Annotated in this window: 17 protein-coding genes; 10 read left to right on the top strand and 7 right to left on the bottom strand. The window is 65.0% G+C overall.

Annotation, left to right across the window (positions count from 1 at the left end; translation table 11 throughout):
* The first annotated feature begins 33 nt into the window (after positions 1-33).
* On the top strand, positions 34-1,068 hold the full coding sequence (locus EV641_RS06345) for a DNA polymerase IV (RefSeq protein WP_132471185.1): 1,035 nt from the start codon (positions 34-36) through the stop codon (positions 1,066-1,068).
* Here EV641_RS06345 and EV641_RS06340 read toward each other — a convergent pair whose 3' ends face one another.
* Positions 1,069-1,497, bottom strand: coding sequence for a PPOX class F420-dependent oxidoreductase (locus EV641_RS06340; protein ID WP_054807233.1), 429 nt, complete (start codon positions 1,495-1,497; stop codon positions 1,069-1,071). It abuts the gene before it with no gap.
* 129 nt (positions 1,498-1,626) lie between these two features.
* On the opposite strand from EV641_RS06340, the gene EV641_RS06335 reads away from it, so the two are divergent.
* Positions 1,627-2,325, top strand: coding sequence for a hypothetical protein (locus tag EV641_RS06335; RefSeq protein WP_132471184.1), 699 nt, complete (start codon positions 1,627-1,629; stop codon positions 2,323-2,325).
* 12 nt (positions 2,326-2,337) lie between these two features.
* Here the strand turns inward: EV641_RS06335 and EV641_RS06330 are convergent, their stop codons facing one another.
* Positions 2,338-3,183, bottom strand: a complete 846-nt coding sequence (locus EV641_RS06330; RefSeq protein WP_132471183.1) for an AraC family transcriptional regulator — start codon at positions 3,181-3,183, stop codon at positions 2,338-2,340.
* A 37-nt stretch (positions 3,184-3,220) separates the two neighbouring features.
* Between EV641_RS06330 and EV641_RS06325 the strand changes: the two genes are divergently transcribed.
* The 5 genes from EV641_RS06325 (at position 3,221) to EV641_RS06305 (ending at position 8,112) form a co-directional block, all read left to right on the top strand.
* The gene (locus tag EV641_RS06325) at positions 3,221-3,784 is read left to right on the top strand and encodes a maleylpyruvate isomerase family mycothiol-dependent enzyme (RefSeq protein WP_054712819.1); all 564 of its coding nucleotides are present in this window, start codon (positions 3,221-3,223) and stop codon (positions 3,782-3,784) included.
* A gap of 16 nt (positions 3,785-3,800) precedes the next feature.
* On the top strand, positions 3,801-4,715 hold the full coding sequence (locus tag EV641_RS06320) for a pseudouridine-5'-phosphate glycosidase (protein WP_132471182.1): 915 nt from the start codon (positions 3,801-3,803) through the stop codon (positions 4,713-4,715).
* Positions 4,716-4,876: 161 nt separating this feature from the next.
* Positions 4,877-5,437: a TetR/AcrR family transcriptional regulator gene (locus EV641_RS06315; protein WP_054712817.1), complete on the top strand. Its 561-nt coding sequence runs from the start codon at positions 4,877-4,879 to the stop codon at positions 5,435-5,437.
* Positions 5,434-6,687 carry an MFS transporter gene (locus EV641_RS06310; protein WP_199233160.1) on the top strand — a complete coding sequence of 418 codons (1,254 nt, stop codon included), beginning with the start codon at positions 5,434-5,436 and terminating at the stop codon, positions 6,685-6,687. Before EV641_RS06315 ends, EV641_RS06310 begins: the two co-directional genes overlap by 4 nt.
* Before the next feature lie 192 nt (positions 6,688-6,879).
* Positions 6,880-8,112, top strand: a complete 1,233-nt coding sequence (locus EV641_RS06305) for an HNH endonuclease signature motif containing protein (protein WP_132471181.1) — start codon at positions 6,880-6,882, stop codon at positions 8,110-8,112.
* Between the two features lie 39 nt (positions 8,113-8,151).
* On the opposite strand, the gene EV641_RS06300 is transcribed toward EV641_RS06305, so the two are convergent.
* Together EV641_RS06300 and EV641_RS06295 are read right to left on the bottom strand one after the other, a co-directional pair.
* Positions 8,152-8,781 carry a histidine phosphatase family protein gene (locus tag EV641_RS06300; protein ID WP_054712814.1) on the bottom strand — a complete coding sequence of 210 codons (630 nt, stop codon included), beginning with the start codon at positions 8,779-8,781 and terminating at the stop codon, positions 8,152-8,154.
* Complete coding sequence (locus EV641_RS06295) at positions 8,781-9,455, bottom strand: NUDIX domain-containing protein (RefSeq protein WP_132471180.1); 675 nt, start codon at positions 9,453-9,455, stop codon at positions 8,781-8,783. The genes EV641_RS06300 and EV641_RS06295 overlap by 1 nt, the downstream gene beginning before the upstream one ends.
* A 73-nt stretch (positions 9,456-9,528) precedes the next feature.
* Between EV641_RS06295 and EV641_RS06290 the strand changes: the two genes are divergently transcribed.
* Entirely contained in the window at positions 9,529-10,464 is a 936-nt protein-coding gene (locus EV641_RS06290; protein ID WP_054712839.1) for an ADP-ribosylglycohydrolase family protein, read from the top strand.
* A gap of 9 nt (positions 10,465-10,473) precedes the next feature.
* Here EV641_RS06290 and EV641_RS06285 read toward each other — a convergent pair whose 3' ends face one another.
* Both EV641_RS06285 and EV641_RS06280 read right to left on the bottom strand, forming a co-directional pair.
* Positions 10,474-10,653, bottom strand: coding sequence for a hypothetical protein (locus EV641_RS06285; protein WP_054712836.1), 180 nt, complete (start codon positions 10,651-10,653; stop codon positions 10,474-10,476).
* A gap of 68 nt (positions 10,654-10,721) precedes the next feature.
* Positions 10,722-12,776: an elongation factor G-like protein EF-G2 gene (locus EV641_RS06280; RefSeq protein ID WP_132471179.1), complete on the bottom strand. Its 2,055-nt coding sequence runs from the start codon at positions 12,774-12,776 to the stop codon at positions 10,722-10,724.
* A gap of 224 nt (positions 12,777-13,000) precedes the next feature.
* Here EV641_RS06280 and EV641_RS06275 point away from each other — a divergent pair, with 224 nt between their 5' ends.
* Positions 13,001-14,200, top strand: coding sequence for a prealbumin-like fold domain-containing protein (locus EV641_RS06275; RefSeq protein WP_054712808.1), 1,200 nt, complete (start codon positions 13,001-13,003; stop codon positions 14,198-14,200).
* Position 14,201: 1 nt separating this feature from the next.
* Positions 14,202-14,813 carry a class F sortase gene (locus tag EV641_RS06270; protein WP_132471178.1) on the top strand — a complete coding sequence of 204 codons (612 nt, stop codon included), beginning with the start codon at positions 14,202-14,204 and terminating at the stop codon, positions 14,811-14,813.
* Here EV641_RS06270 and EV641_RS06265 read toward each other — a convergent pair.
* Complete coding sequence (locus EV641_RS06265) at positions 14,797-15,474, bottom strand: TetR/AcrR family transcriptional regulator (RefSeq protein ID WP_241996884.1); 678 nt, start codon at positions 15,472-15,474, stop codon at positions 14,797-14,799. The two genes, EV641_RS06270 and EV641_RS06265, sit on opposite strands and share 17 nt — an antisense overlap.
* Positions 15,475-15,666 lie beyond the last annotated feature (192 nt).

Below are 15,666 nucleotides of genomic sequence, written 5' to 3'. Positions count from 1 at the left end.
TATCGGGTTCGTAGGTCCGATTCCGACGGTAGCGTGAACGATGTGCGTTGGGTCCTGCACGTCGACCTCGACGAGTTCCTTGCTGCCGTCGAAGTACTTCGTCACCCCGACCTTGCCGGAAAGCCGGTGGTGGTCGGTGGGCGTGGCGACCCAACCGAACGAGGCGTGGTGTCGACAGCCTCGTACGCGGCCCGCAAGTTCGGAGTGCGGTCGGGAATGCCGCTGCGTATCGCGGCCCGCAAGATCCCCGACGCAGTGTTCCTGCCTGTCGACGCGGACGTCTACAACGAAATGTCGCAACGGGTTATGGATACCCTGCGAGAGTTGGATGTCACGGTGGAAGTGCTGGGGTGGGACGAAGCGTTTCTCGGGGTGGATTCCGACGATCCCGAGACATTCGCGACGGTCGTACGGCAAGCGGTGCTGGACTCGACGGGCCTGCATTGTTCGGTGGGGATCGGCGACAACAGGCTGCGCGCGAAGATCGCGACCGGATTCGGTAAACCTCAGGGCCAATTCACCTTGACCCAGGACAACTGGTTTGCGGTGATGGGAGATCTGCGCCCGATCGCGCTGTGGGGGATCGGGTCGAAGACCGCGAAGAAATTGGAGGCCTTGGAAATTCGTACGGTTCGAGAGTTGGCTGCGTCGTCGGTCGAGGACATGGCGGCCAGGTTCGGACCGAAGATCGGGCCGTGGCTCGTAGGCCTCGGTATGGGCGCGGGGAGCGCGGAGGTGTCGGACGAACCGTGGGTGGCGCGGTCGCACAGCAGGGAAACGACGTTCCAGCACAACGTCACCGACTGGGGCGAGGTCGCCGAGCACGTACGGCGGTTGGCCGAGCGGGTAACCGAAGACATCCGGGCCGAGAAGCGGCCCGGCGTACGGGTCGAAGTCAAACTCCGGTATGCACCGTTCTTCACGCGCACCACCAGCCGCGCGCTGCCGGATCCGACACTGGATCCTTCGGTGATCTCGACGGCAGCGGTGTCGCTGCTCGAACGCTTCGATCACGAGCGGCAGGTGCGGCTGGTGGGGGTGCGGGTGGAGATGGTGGAAACCGGGTAGCTACCTGGCGACGCCGTAGAACCGATCGACACGCACTCGCAGAACCAATCGTTGTTCGTCGACCATCGCCGCGCGGAACTCGTCCCAATCAGGATGCTCACCCTGGACCTGCCGGTACAGCACGACGAGTTGTTCGGTCGCGTCATCGTTCGGAGTGCGCGCCACGTCGGACAGTTCGGCGTTGCCTTCCGCGACGGCGTAAGACCAGCCGTCGTCGGAGTCCTTGAACAGACTCACTCGGGAGTCGCGGCGCATGTTTCTCGTCTTCGCGCGGGTGTCGGTGATCGAGATGGAGAACGTGTGGGTTCGGTGATCGTAGTGGTAGAGGATGTTCGAGAGCTGTGGTCTCCCCGCGCGTTTGAGGGTGACAAGCGCGGCGACTCCGGTGTCTCCGAACAGGGCTTCGAGCGTGGACTCATCAGCTGCCATGGCGTCAGGATACTTGGACCGAATATGACCGTCATGCAGTCGAAGTGACCGAATGAGACATTCGGCCATCATGACAGGTTTACCCTGAGTGTGGGTCGGGTTCCCAATGTCGCTACACATGAGGCAGCCATGGCTGACAATTCCGTGAACAAGGCCGCTCGATCTCCGGGACAGGGGCGGGCGGCGTCGACCCTCGACAAGATATTCGACGGACCGTTGACAGGCCTTGCACCCTGGATCTTTCTCGCAATATTCGAAGGGCCCGGAAGTACCGGCTGGGTCTCCGCCGTGGCGCTGGCCATCTCATTGTTCTTCGTCGTGTACGACAGGATCCGAGGCAAGCAGCTGAAGATACTCGGGGCCGTCGACGTCCTCTTCTTCGCGGGCCTGTTCATTCTGCATTTCTTCTTGACCGTCGACGGGCAAGTGTGGTTGGAGAAGTGGGTCGGTGAGATCGCGAACATCACTCTGGTTCTCATTGCAATCGGATCGATCCTGTTTCGGGTGCCCTTCACGCTTCAGTACGCGCGCGACATGGTCGAACCGGAATACTGGAATACCCCAGTGTTCGTGAAGACCAACTACATCATCACCGGGGCGTGGGCGGTGGCGTTCGCTGTTGCGGCGGCCGCAGGCTGGTACGGCGATGCGATTCTCGACGACAACAACAACATCTGGACCGGGTGGGTGTTGCAGACCGGAGCGATGGTGTGCGCGATCAAGTTCACCGATTGGTATCCGGACCATGTCCGCGCGAAGGCGATCGCCGAACACGAAAGAACCGAACAGGGCGCGCCCGGGCACGACCCGACCGGCGAACCCGCCTGACCACCAGCACCGTCAGAGTCCGTAGCGCTGCGCGAAGACCGCGGGTGTCATGCCGACGACCTTCGCGAAGTCGCGCACGAAATGCGGCTGATCGGCATACCCGAGGAGCGCGGCCATCTCGGCGAGCGGTGTCGCGCGCTCGCGCAATCGGCCGGCCGCCTCCTGGAGCCGGCGACGCTGGATCAACCACTTCGGCGTCAAACCGATCCGTCGATGCACGAGGCGCTGCAGCGCCCGCTCCGACAATCCGAATTCGTCGCGGACCTGCTCGACGCGCAGGACGTCGGGATTGTCCTCGACGAAGGCCACCACCTCGTTGATCAGATGACCTTCGTCGTCGATCGTGGCGAACGGACGGAGCATGTCGTCGAACAAATCCATGGAGACACGATGCGACTCGGGGGATCGGGGGGCGTCGGCCATCGCGGCGCGGACGCTGCCGGCGAGGCGTGTGCTGCTATCGCCGAAGACTTCGCTGAGGTCGACGAACCGATCGGTGAACGCCGCGACCGGTGTACGTGTGAGCAGGTGGCCTGCAGCCGGGGTGAACATCACCCCGACGGCCCATCCGTCGCCTGCGAGAGTGGTGCGGGACAGTCCCGAGGTGATGCCGTAGAAGCGTGCGTAGTCTTCCGCGACGACAGCCAGACACACCGGGTACTGCAGAACGCGTTGTACGGAGTCTTGGCCTTCGGGCACCGACCACACAGGAATCCAGTATCGGCGCATCAATGCTGCAAGGTCAGACGAGGCGGGATATCGGAAGACTCGGCTCGAGGTGTCCGTCGGGTCGTTCAGATGGGCGCGTTCGATCGGCTGACGGTCCGAGCCGTCGACCGGATCGGTGTCGGGTTTCATCAATACCCCGCCCCTTCCGTAGAAATACCGTCAAGTCATGACTACAGCCCCTACCAATACAACAGCACTCCGACACGAAGAAGCGACCGATCCGCTCGCCGCCGTGATCGACGCGGTCGAATCGACCGCCTGGGAGGCGAAGTCGCCGTGCGAGGGATGGACGACGCGCGACGTCGTCGCCCACATCGTCGACACCCAGCGCGACTTCCTCGCCGGTCGCGGAGTCGACGTCGGCGACCGTCCTGATCTCGACGATCCTGCCATCGCATGGCACGAACACACCGCTCGCGTCGCAGCCGTGCTGGCCGATGACGAGCTCGTCCGTGCACCCTACGAGGGGTACTTCGGACCCACGACACTCGGGGCCACGTTCGAACAGTTCTACATCTTCGATCTGCTCGTACATCGGTGGGACATCGGGCAGAGCGCAGGGATCCCGGTGACCTTCACCGATGCCGAACTGGACCGGATGGAAGGCGGAGCGGACAGCTTCGGCGACTCCCTCTACATGGACGGTGTCTGCAAGTCCGGGGTGGAAGCCGCGTCCGACGACCGGCAGTCGCGGATCCTGGCTCGATTGGGACGTCGAGTAGACGGATGACGCCTATCGTCGGCCTATGACCGAGCGGATCGCCATCGCCGACGAGGTGCGCGCTGCCGTCGCTTCGGGGCGGCCCGTGGTGGCGCTCGAATCGACGATCTTCACACACGGGCTGACTCGTCCGCGCAATCTCGAGGTGGCGTTCGACGCCGAACGGTTGCTGCGAGATGCGGGCGTCACCCCTGCGACGATCGGCGTGGTCGCGGGCGTCCCCACCGTGGGCTTGTCGCACGATCAGATCGAGATCATCGAGGCTGCGGATGCGGGGACGGTCAAGACCGGGATCCGCGACCTGCCCGTAGCGGCGGTGAAGAGGCTGCACGGCGGAACGACGGTGGCGTCGACTGCCTTGCTCGCGCATCGTGCGGGGATCGGGGTGTTCGCGACCGGTGGTCTCGGCGGAGTCCATCGCGGTGCATCGTCGACCTTCGACGAGAGTGCAGATCTTGTTGCGCTGTCGTCTATTCCGGTTCTCGTCGTGAGCGCAGGAGTGAAATCCATCCTCGATGTGCCCGCGACCCTCGAACGCCTCGAGACGCTCGGCGTGATCGTGCTGGGATATCGCACCACCCGATTCCCGGGCTTCTATGTGCGCGACAGCGGCTGCGTCGTCGACGCAGTGGACTCGCCACAGGAAGCAGCTGCGGTGGCTCGTGCCCGCGACGGTCTGGCGTTGCGGTCGGCGGTGCTCATCGCGAATCCGGTCGCGGTCGACAAGCAGGTGGATCCTGCCCTGCATGATCGTGTGCTGGCCGACGCGGAGCGGGAAGCATCGGACGCGGGTGTCAGAGGGAAAGGCCTGACGCCGTTCCTGCTCGACCACATGCACCGCGGGACAGGGGGCGCCACGCTCGACACGAACGTTGCGGTGTATCTGGGGAATGTCGAGGTTGCTGCGGAGATCGCGACAGCCCTCGTCTCTACACCCTGACGGAAGGAGGTCGCCTCCGGCGCCGGAACGACCGGTCGACGGCGCTCAGTATGTGCACCGCACTCAAGCCTGCGCGTTGCATGACGCACAGCGCCCGACCGACCCCCTTAAGTACGTAGTTAGTTACTAGTAACTTGATGTCCATGACTCGACGTCAACGAATGAGCGGACCAGACCGCAGGCAGCAGATCCTTCGGATCGCCGCAGACGAGTTCGCAGGCGGAGGCCTGCACGGGGCCTCGGTGGATAACATCGCTCGCCGAGCCGAGATCACCCAGGCCTACGTCTTCCGAATCTTCGGGACAAAGAAGGCCTTGTTCGAAGAAGTGATGGTCACAGCATTCGACCGACTGACAGACGGAATGAGGGAAGCCGCTGGAGAAGAGACCGGACGCGAGGCACTCGCCCGCATGGGCAGCCGTTACAACGACATGCTCACCGACCGAACATCCCTCCTGCTCCAACTTCAGGGCTTCGCCGCCTGCGGCGACCCAGACGTCCGCGACGCTGTCCGTGCCAGCGTCGCCCGGATGTGGTCGGTCGTGACCGACACCACCGGCCTCGACCCGGTCACGGTCAAGTCGTTCGTCGCCTTCGGCATGCTCCTCAACACGGGAGCGGCTCTACAAGCCCACGAGGTCGACGCGCCCTGGGCCGCCGGGATCACGACCCATATCCACGCCGGACTCTTCGACCACATCACCGACGAGAACAACAAATGAACACACCGGCGAGCGCGGCCGAGACGCACGAGTCGCGACTGCTGGTCCCGTCTTTGGTGTTCATCGCGCTCGTCGTCGCCGCGATCGGCAGTCTCGGTGCGCCCTTGATCACCAGCGTCGCCACCACACTGGATGTCTCCCTTGCCAGCGCGCAGTGGACCCTGACGATCACCCTGCTGGCGGGCGCTGTTGCCACCCCGATCCTCGGGCGTCTCGGAGCGGGCGCCCACCGACGGAGCACTGTCCTCGCCACACTCGCGGTCGTCACCGCCGGCAGCCTGCTCACCGCGGCACCACTGCCGTTCGCGTGGCTACTCGTCGGCCGCGCCGCTCAAGGCATCGGCCTGGGCCTGACCGCACTGATGATGGGCGTCGCGCGCGATCATCTGCCCGAAGGCCGCGCGGCAGCCACCATCGCACTGCTGTCCGTCGCGTCAACCATCGGTATCGGTATCGGCTACCCACTGGCCGGGCTGCTCACCGAACTCGGGGGCATCCGCACTGCCTACGGTCTCGGCGCTGTCGTGACCGCGATGGCGTTTCTGGCGGCTTGGCGCAGCGTCCCCACCTCACCCGCAGGTCGATTGGCTCGAGTCGACCTGCCCGGCGCACTCCTACTGACCGGAGGACTTGTCCTCGTTCTGCTCCTGGTCAGCGAAACCGGACTATGGACCCGGCATCTGGGCCTGGCAGCCTTCCTTACCGTCCTCGCGGTGCTTCTCCTCGCAGTCTGGATTCACACTGAACTACGCTGCACCGCGCCGCTGGTCGATGTGCGACTCCTCCGGCACCCTGCGGTCGCAGGCGCCAACGCCGTCATGCTCGTCGGCGGTATCGGGATGTACCTGCTGCTCACCCTCGTCACCCGCTACGCCCAAACTCCCGGCGACGCTGGATACGGCTTCGGTCTGACGACCTTTGTCGCCGGACTCGTGCTGATTCCGTTTTCTCTGCTCGGCTTCGTGGCTGGGAAAACCACCCCCCGCATGCGCCGATGGTTCGGTGCGCCGACCCTCCTGGCGACCGGCGCCCTCGTCGTTCTCGCCGCGTTCGCAATCTTCGCCGGCGCACGCTCGAACTTCGTCGAACTACTGGTCGCGATGGCGATCCTCGGCTTCGGTGTCGGCAGCTTCTCGGCCGCTATGCCCGCTGTCATCCTCGCAGTCACTCCTCAGCGCGAGACCGCGAGCGCCATGAGCGTCAATCAGGTCGTCCGCAGCATCGGCTTCTCACTCGGCAGTGTGCGGTAGGCGGCCTGACGCTCGCCGCTGGCACCCCTGTCGGTGACCTGTTTCCCACAAACGACGCCTACACCGCTGCGGCATGGATCGGCATCGCGGCGATGACGGTCACGGCACTGATGTGTACGGCGCTCGGCAAGATATCGAACAAATATTCGCATTGATCTTGAAACTCGAATGTCAGTTCGATAGAATTCGGTCATGGGTGGGGAACTCTGGAAACTCGACAACAAGCAACTGAGGGCCGAGACGCTCGCCGTCTCCGCCGAAATCCATGCGTCGCAGGTGCACCGCGTGGATCTGATGATCGCGATGTACGAACGCGACACCGTCAAAGACCACGGCTACCGCAGCCCCGCACACTGGCTCGCCGCAGCAACGAACCTCGAACTCGGTGAATGCCACCGCATCGAATCACTCGCGAAGCTCCTCCGGCTCGAACCGGAAGTGCGTGAGGCATACCACTCGGGGCTGCTCGATGCAGACAAAGCCCGCCAGATCGCCTACTTCTGCCAGCACTACCCACGCACCATGAACCCCTGCGACTTCGAGAAAGCCCGCACCATCCTCATCGACCACGCCAGCAAGAAAGTCGCCACCAAAGCCACCGTCCGCGCCCTGATCCGCCGCCTCGAACACCTCTACGGCACCGGCGATGGTCCACCACCCGGTGAAGATTCGACCCGCAACGAACTGTTCGTCTCCACCACCCTGCACGGCAGGGTCGTCATCACAGGCGACTTCGATGCCGTCACCGGAGCACGCCTGCGGCACCTGCTCTCACCACTGTCGGCACCGAGGCCCGAAACGAACGGCATCACCGACGACCGACCGGCATCCAAACGCACCGCCGATGCGTTCGAGCAACTCTTGCAGTGCGTCGAAGCCGCCGGACTCGTCCCCGTCGAAGGCGGTGTGAAACCGCACGTGACGGTCACCGCGTCGATCACGGATCTGACCAAGAACACCGCCATCAAAGAACTCTTCGCGAACTCCCCAGAACAGGGCTACGCCACCGAACCGTGGGCCGGCCCACTGTCGATCGACACCGCCCGGATGCTCGCCTGCGACTGCCACGTCACTCGGATCCTGCTCGATGAACACGGCGTGCCGTTGGCGCACGGCCGGACGCACCGTTCCGCGACGAGGGCGCAACGCCGAGCGTTGACTGTGAGAGATGGCGGATGTGCTTTCCCGGGGTGCACCACCCCACCGGCGTGGGCGGATGCGCATCATGTGCGGCATTGGGTCGATGGTGGTGATACCGACCTCGACAATCTGGTGTTGTTGTGCGGACATCATCACCGGTTGATGCATCACACCGACTGGGAAGTCGAGATGACCGAAGAGCGTCGGCCGCAGTTCATTCCGCCCGCGAGCATCGATCTGTTCCGGACACCGATACCAGGGAACAGACCGGAGTTGGTCGCCTAGTTCACGCCAGATCATAAAGACAGCCACCGCTGCCCTGCGTCAGGTCAGGTGGCCGAGATCTCCGAGAGTGTGCAGCGTGCGGTTGTGGAAGACGTCGTCCTGCTCGAGCACCGTGATGCTTCCAGGGCCGGCGCGATAGGCCACATACGCGCATGCGCTGATCGGAAGTCGCTGCCAGGCGGCAATGACCCAACTGAGCGAACCACCGTGGGTGACGACAATGCGATGTTCCGTGTTGTCGGCGGTGATTCGATCCATGGCTCGGTAGACGCGAGTGACACATTCGAGCTTTGTCTCCGCTCCTTCGATTCCTTCGTCGTGATCCAAGCGTTCTCCGACAGCAGGCGGAGCGACGAAATGCGCGTCGAGCCACTCCTGCGGACGCCCACCCGCAACTCCGTAGGACTTCTCCCGCAGGTCCGAAAGGAGGGTGGGTTCGACGTCGAATACTTCCGCGATGGGGCCGGCGGTCTCGGTCGTGCGGGCGAGATCCGACGTGTACAAAGCCGGAACCGAACCGAGGGGAACGAGGTCCCACAGTCGTGCCGCGATCGCGTGCGCGTGAACCACTCCACGCCGGGTGAGTGCGGAGTCGTACCAGCCGCCGACGAGACCGTCGACGTGATGGGTCGCCTCGGGATGGGTGACGACGTAGATGCGCTCGCCCATCAGCCGGACCGGTTCCAGAGGAAAGGCGCTGCACCTGGAAGCAGCGGCGCGTGTGTCTTCCGGTAGAGCTCGGCAGGTCTGCCCACCCCTTCGCGGCTGAGTTCGCCCGTTGCTTCGAGGCCGTGTGACAGGTGGCGTCGGAAGGTGTCCTTCGGGAATCGGCGCCCGTAGATCACCTCGTACAGGCGGCGCAGTTCGAGGATGGTGAACTCGTCTCCGATCAACCCCGACGGATCGACCGCCGTCGAATAGCGGCGACGGAGATCGTCGACGGCGAGGGTGACGATCTCGGCGTGGTCGAACGCGAGTATCCCGGTATCTGCCACCGCTACCGACTGTGCGCCGGTGGGGAAGCGCTCGAACGGCACCACTGCGTTGTGAGCCATCGACAGGACCCAGCCGCGGTCGTCGCGCTCGGGATCATCGAGCATTGCCATCTGGTGGAACTCCACGCTGTCGAATCCGGCTTTGTCGTGGAGTGCACGACGTGCGGCGTCGGCGAGACGCTCACCGGGATGCAGGAACGTCCCGGGTAGCGCGCGTCCCCGCGGATGATCGACCACCAGCACTTTCACGGTCTCATCGATGACGGTCAGTACGGCCACGTCCACAGCGACCGAGGGGCGCGGATAGTCGGTGAGTGGCTTGCTCGGTGACCCGGGATTCTTGCTCACGTAGACATTAAATCAAACATGCGCTAACTTCATTAGCGCAATACTGAGCAAAGGGGGCCTTGTGGAACTGGATATGCAGCAGACGGATCGTGTCGCGGGAGTGCTCGTGGCAACAGCGGCAGGCGATGCGCTCGGCGCGGGATACGAATTCACCTATCCGCGAACGGACCTCGCGATCGACATGATCGGCGGAGGTCTGGGCCCGTTTGCGCCGGGGGAGTGGACCGACGACACCTGGATGACCCTCGCCATTGCCGAGGTATCCGCCTCGGGACGAACGATCGGGCACGGCGAAGGGCTCGATGCCGTCGCAGCGCAGTTCGTGCGCTGGTACGACACCCACCCGAAGGACATCGGCAACCAGACGCGGGCCGTGCTCTCCGCGCGGCCGAGGTCGGCCGCGGCGATGCGGCAGTATGCCCTCGAACTTCCGGGACGCAAGGCGGGCAATGGGTCGCTCATGCGCACCGCGCCCGTCGGCATTGCCTACCTGCACGACGTCGACGCGTGTGTCGCCGCGGCCGGCGACATCAGTGCCCTGACCCACAACGACCCTCAGGCCATCGAAGCGTGTCGCCTGTGGTCGTACGCGATCCGTCACGCCGTGCTGCACGGCAACTTCGACGGTGCCCGACTGTATCTCGACGGAGCATCCGACGAGGTGGCCGATTTCTGGGGAGGACTCCTCGACGAGGCCGAGAAGGCAGATACTGCACAAGTATTCGACAAGAACGGCTGGGTCGTGCACGCACTGCAGGTCGCGTGGTGGGCCATCACCCACACCGATGACTCAGGACCGGATCACCTCGCCGACGCACTCGAGTCCGCGGTGCGCGCGGGTGGCGACACGGACACCACCGCCGCAATCGCCGGCGGCCTCCTCGGCGCCCGCTGGGGCGCATCGGCGGTGCCGGAACGATGGAAGCAGATGCTTCACGGATGGCCCGGCTACCGCGTCGACGGACTCATCGAACTCGCGTCGAAGACGGCCGCGAACACGGCGGGCTAGGAATCCGGTTCAGGAGGGGGCCTGGTCATCGGGTTCGACCTTCTCGGTCTGCTCGCGGTCGGTGGGATTCCCCGGAACTCCCTCCTCGTCTCGTTCCTTCTTGACGTTCTCTTCCATGTCGTCGATGAGCCGAGACAGGTTGTCGCCGGTCAGATCGTTGTCGTGTGCACGTCGATCGGGGTCGGACATGGTCTTCCTTTCGTCGTGCGGGTCTTTGCGTCCGACGGTACCCGGCTCGGTGCGCCGGGAAACCCCTCTCACGAACGAGTCGGTGCTTTCCCATCGAGGAACTGTGCGGCGAGCGATGCGGGCATCGGCTCGTGCCGCAGATAACCCCGAGCGAAGTCGGCGGTGCCCTGAGTGATCGCGCGCAGGTCGATCGGGTAGCGGCCGAGTTCGAGCTCGGGCACCTCCGCGCGCAGCAGTGCGACGCCCGGGCCGGGAGATTCGGTTCCCAGCACCCGGCCCCGGCGTGCCGATAGATCGCTCAGCACCGACCCGAGATGTTCCTCGGGCACGGTCACCCGCACCGCAGCGACCGGTTCGAGCAGTCGGGTCTCACCGTGGGATGCGGCATCGCGTAGCGCCAGGCCGGCGGCTGCCTGGAATGCGGCGTCGGACGAATCCACCGAGTGGGCCTTGCCGTCGACGAGTGTGACCCGCACATCCACCATCGGATTACCTGTCGCCACCCCCTTGGCGGTCTGCGCCCGCACACCTTTCTCCACAGACGGAATGAACTGCCGCGGAACCGCGCCTCCGACGACACGTTCCTCGAATACGACCCCGCTGCCCACGGGGAGGGGCTCGATCTCGAGGTCGCACACCGCGTACTGGCCATGTCCTCCCGACTGCTTCACCAGGCGCCCGTGCCCCGAGGCCGGAGCCGCGAACGTCTCGCGAAGTGGAACACGATGTTCGACAATATCGACCTGCACTCCGTGTCTGTTGCGGAGCCGGTCGGCGACCAGCTCGGCGTGTGCCTCCCCGGTGCACCACAACACCACCTGATTGGTGTCGGGATTCTGTTCCACACGCACCGCGGGATCTTCGGCCGTCAACCGTGACAGGGCCTGGGACAGCTTGTCGTCGTCGGTGCGTGAATGCGCCTCGATCGCCAGCGGGAGGAGTGGTTCGGGTATCGGCCACATCGCAAGGTCGGCGGGGTGATCGGGGTCGTGGAGCGTGTCACCGGGGCGCGCGGTCGCGAGCTTGCCCACGCACACGAGATCACCCGACACGGCCTCACCGACGGGGCGCTGCTGCTTGCCGAACGGATTCGTCAGTGCGGGGATGCGTTCAGCCGAGTGGTCGCTTCCTGTCAGCGTCGCCGTCGTGTCCGGGCGCAACGTGCCCGCGTAGACGCGGACCAGGCTGATCCTGCCCACGTACGAATCTCCGGTCACCCGAACGACCTGAGACACGAGTGGCGCGTCGGGATTGCATGGGGGAGCTCCACGCAGCCGGTGGGTGGGGTCGGGGAATCCAGTGACGATCAATTCGAGCAGCTCGACGGCGCCCACGCCAGTGTCCGTTGCGGGAATTGCGGGGTGCATTGCGCACGAGAGAATTTCGCGAGTGAGGCCGTCTTGCAAGGAATCCGGATCGAGCTCTTCGCCGGAGACGAACCGTTCCATGAGTGTGTCGTCCTGACCGGAGATCGCCTCGACCAGGCTTTCGCGTGCGGCGTCGGAAACCGGACACGGACCGGGTTCACCGTAGCTACGGCCGGTCAGCAGGCCCATCGACCCGACCGGACGATCCCCGTCGAACACCGGATAGAACAACGCGCGCACCGTGTCGGGGCCGAGACCGAAGGCATCGTGGCACTGCTCGAGCAGTTCGTCGTAGCTGTGCCGTGCGATGTCGAGTTTGGTCACGACGATCGCGCGTGGAATCTTCTCTTCGTCACATTCGCGCCACAATGCGCGCGTCGCGGCAGTGATGGGGTCGGTGGCCGAGACGACGAAGATCGCGGCGTCGGCGGCGTGCAGCCCAGCGCGGAGATCGGCATCGAAATCGGGGTGGCCGGGCGTGTCGATCAAGTTGATCTTGATGCCCTTCCGTTCGAGGGGCAGCACAGCCAGCTGCACCGAGCGCCGGTGCTGTTGCTCGATCTCCTCGTAGTCGGACACCGTGGTGCCGTCGACCACGCGCCCCGCGCGACCGATCGCTCCCGATGCGAAGGCCAGCGATTCCGCGAGTGTCGTCTTTCCCGTGGCGCTGCATCCGACCAGCGCGACGTTGCGAATGGCGTCCGGCGTTTCCGCGACGGGTGTCTGCCGGGTGCGTGATGCGGTGCGATCGGACATCGACCTGCTCCTCGTGTTGCCTCCGCCCAGTTTAGGCAACCGCACCCGCTCCGCGGGTCGTCTTCGGCGCGCCCAAGATCGTGGGCGACTGCAAGACACTTCGTGGTGTCGGAGTGGCAACAGCTCGGTCTCGAGTCGCTCGCGATGCTAACGGGCAGGGCGGCGGGGCCGACCACACCCATGTCGGGGTACCCACCTTTCGATCGTCGAAGGAGGCACCCACCATGCGAGCACCCTCACGCATCCTCTCCGCACTCTTCGGGGCGACACTGATCGTCGCTGTCGCCGGCGTTGCGGGCGCAGAACCGTCGGGGACGGACGTCGAGCCCACCGCCACCACGACGACCAGCGCGCCGGCACTCCCCACCACCACGGTCGGGGACGATGTCAGTGATCCGGAGGTCACGTCGCCCGTCACCACACCGCCCGTGACCACACCGTCCGATCCAACGACTCCGACCACACCGCCACCGGATGTCGGGATCGAGATGGGGACGGTCGCGATCCGCGCGGCGACGCTGTCCGACGATCAGCCGATCGCGGGCGTGTCCGTCGCCGTTGCACGTTGTGAAACCGGGGAGATCGTCGGTACACCGGCAACGGGCCCTGATGGAACCGCGAGCGTCTCCGTCTCGCTCGGGTGTTACGTGGTGTCGCTGGCGGGTTTCCCTGACGGGTACGACCCCGCGTCGGCGGGTCCGTGGCAGGTCGATCTCACGACCCCCGGCCAGGTCCAGAACGTGGGATTCGTCTTTGCTCGTTGGACGCCGCCCGGTGAGGGCACGATCGCGGTCCGGGCCCGTCACGTCGATGCCGGGAATCCTGTCGCCGGTGTGACGTCGTCCGTAAGGTCCTGCGTCGACGACGTGCCGTACGGCTATCTGACCACAGACATGAATGGCAATGCGTCGGCGCAGTTCCCGCTGGGTTGCTACGTAGTGGAGACGACGACGATCCCGGCCGACACGGCACTCGTGTACGGCGGCCCGTTCACTGCGGAACTCGACGCCCCCGGCGTGGTTCGCACCGCAGAGTTCACGTTGAACTTCTCGCTGCCACCGGAGCCACCGGTACCGACCGCGCACGGCCGCATCGTCAAGATGGACAGGATCTCCGGAGAACCGTTGGAGGGGGCGATCTTCGTGGTGGGTCCGTGCCAGTCGGAGTGGAGCCATCGGGAGGTCAGCGGGCCTGACGGCCACATCCCGCTCGCCCTCGTCCCCGGATGCTATGTGGCGAAGGAGATCGCTGCCCCGGATGGTTACATCGCCGACACCGGGCCGATCACGTTCTACGCGACGGAGAACGACTTCTTCACCGTTCAGGCGCTGAACATGCCCGAGCAGCAGGGGCCGATCTTCCGCAATCCTGCGGTGCGCGTCCCCATCCGCTCGATTCCTGCCGGGCCGGTGGAAAGGAACTGAGATGCGTTCGCGCACAGTCATCGCAGCGCTGGCGGGGGTTGCGCTCCTCCTCGCCGGCGGCTGCGCCGAGGCCACAGAGTCCGTCGCGGACTCCGCGCCTCGGTCGACACCGCAGGAACCGGGCAAGCACGACATGCCACCTCCGGTCGTGGTGATCGCCGACGATCCGGCCGCTCCGATCACGCTGACGATCGGAGACACCTCGGCCCCGACCGACCCGGTCGCGACCGATGCCGCCGGGGTACTGCTCCCGCCGCAGGACGTGTCGCGGCTGGGGTGGTGGGCTGATTCGTCGCTGCCCGGATCGGGCGCAGGCTCGATCGTGGTGACCGGGCACATCGACGACATCGCGCAGGGCGACGGTTTTGCCGCGCGATTCGCAGGCCTGTCCGAGGGCGACGAGGTGGCTCTGGAACTGGGCGACGGATCGTCGCGGCGGTACCGGGTCGATCGGGTGATGAGCGTCGGTAAGGACGGCGAACTACCCCTGGGCGAACTGAACCGCCTCGACGGCCCTGAAACCCTCATGCTCGTGACCTGCGGTGGGGAGTTCGTCGGGCCGCCACTGGGGTACGCGAACAACGACTTCGTGTTCGCTACGCCCCTGACGTAGCCGAGCCCTGCCCCGGTCGGGTCGAGTGTCCGGACGAGTGACGGGGGAAGCTGAACAACGAGCCCTGAATCAGCATCCTGACCGCATGATGCGTGGCCTCGTATTGCTCGGGGGTCGCCGTCGCGGCGTGGTCGTGCAGGCCGCGGAGGACCGTGAAGATCGCGTCGGTTGCCCCGTCGATGTCGGTGTTGAGTATGCCTTCCTCGGCTGCTTGTTCGACGATCCCGGTAATCACGCTGTGCAACGACGTGAAGATGACGTCGCTGTTCTCACTGAGATGGAGGTGCTCGGCGTTCTCCATTCGCAGCGCCCGATCGAAGGCCACCGAGTGAGGGTTCTCGTACAGAACCGCCGCGCCTTCGTCGAAGACGGCGAGGAGCTTGTCCAGAACACCCTCGGCGCGGTCTGCGGCGGCAGCCAGACGTGGAAGGGACACTTGCGCGATCTCCATGAAAGCCGCTTTGACCAACTCGGCCTTGTTGGGAAAGTAGTGGTACAGGCTGCCACTCGTGATGTCCGCGTACCGTGCGATCTCGCGGATTGTCGCTCGCGAGTACCCTACTTCGCCGACGCAGCGCATCGCGGCATCGAGGATGCGACGTCGCGTTACCTCGCTCTTGGTTCCGACCGGCCGGCCCAGCTGCGATGACGCGGACGACAACGGGCACCTCCGGGATATGTGGACCGAGTCCCAAGCATTGCATGCCCGCCGGCGCAGTGCCCGAGTAGGCGGGCGCCTGCGGAAGAACCGGGCATTGACAACCCTTTGTGTGAGCTGCATCATATGGAATCAATCACGCGATTGATTCTTGTGCTCGCGCAGCCCAGCGAGCAGTGTGAGGCTCACTCGGCC

The organism is Rhodococcus sp. SMB37, from assembly GCF_004345605.1.
Classification (GTDB): Bacteria; Actinomycetota; Actinomycetes; order Mycobacteriales; family Mycobacteriaceae; genus Rhodococcus.
The sequence above is the reverse complement of the archived record's forward strand: the minus strand, read 5'-3'. Positions and strand labels throughout refer to the sequence as shown.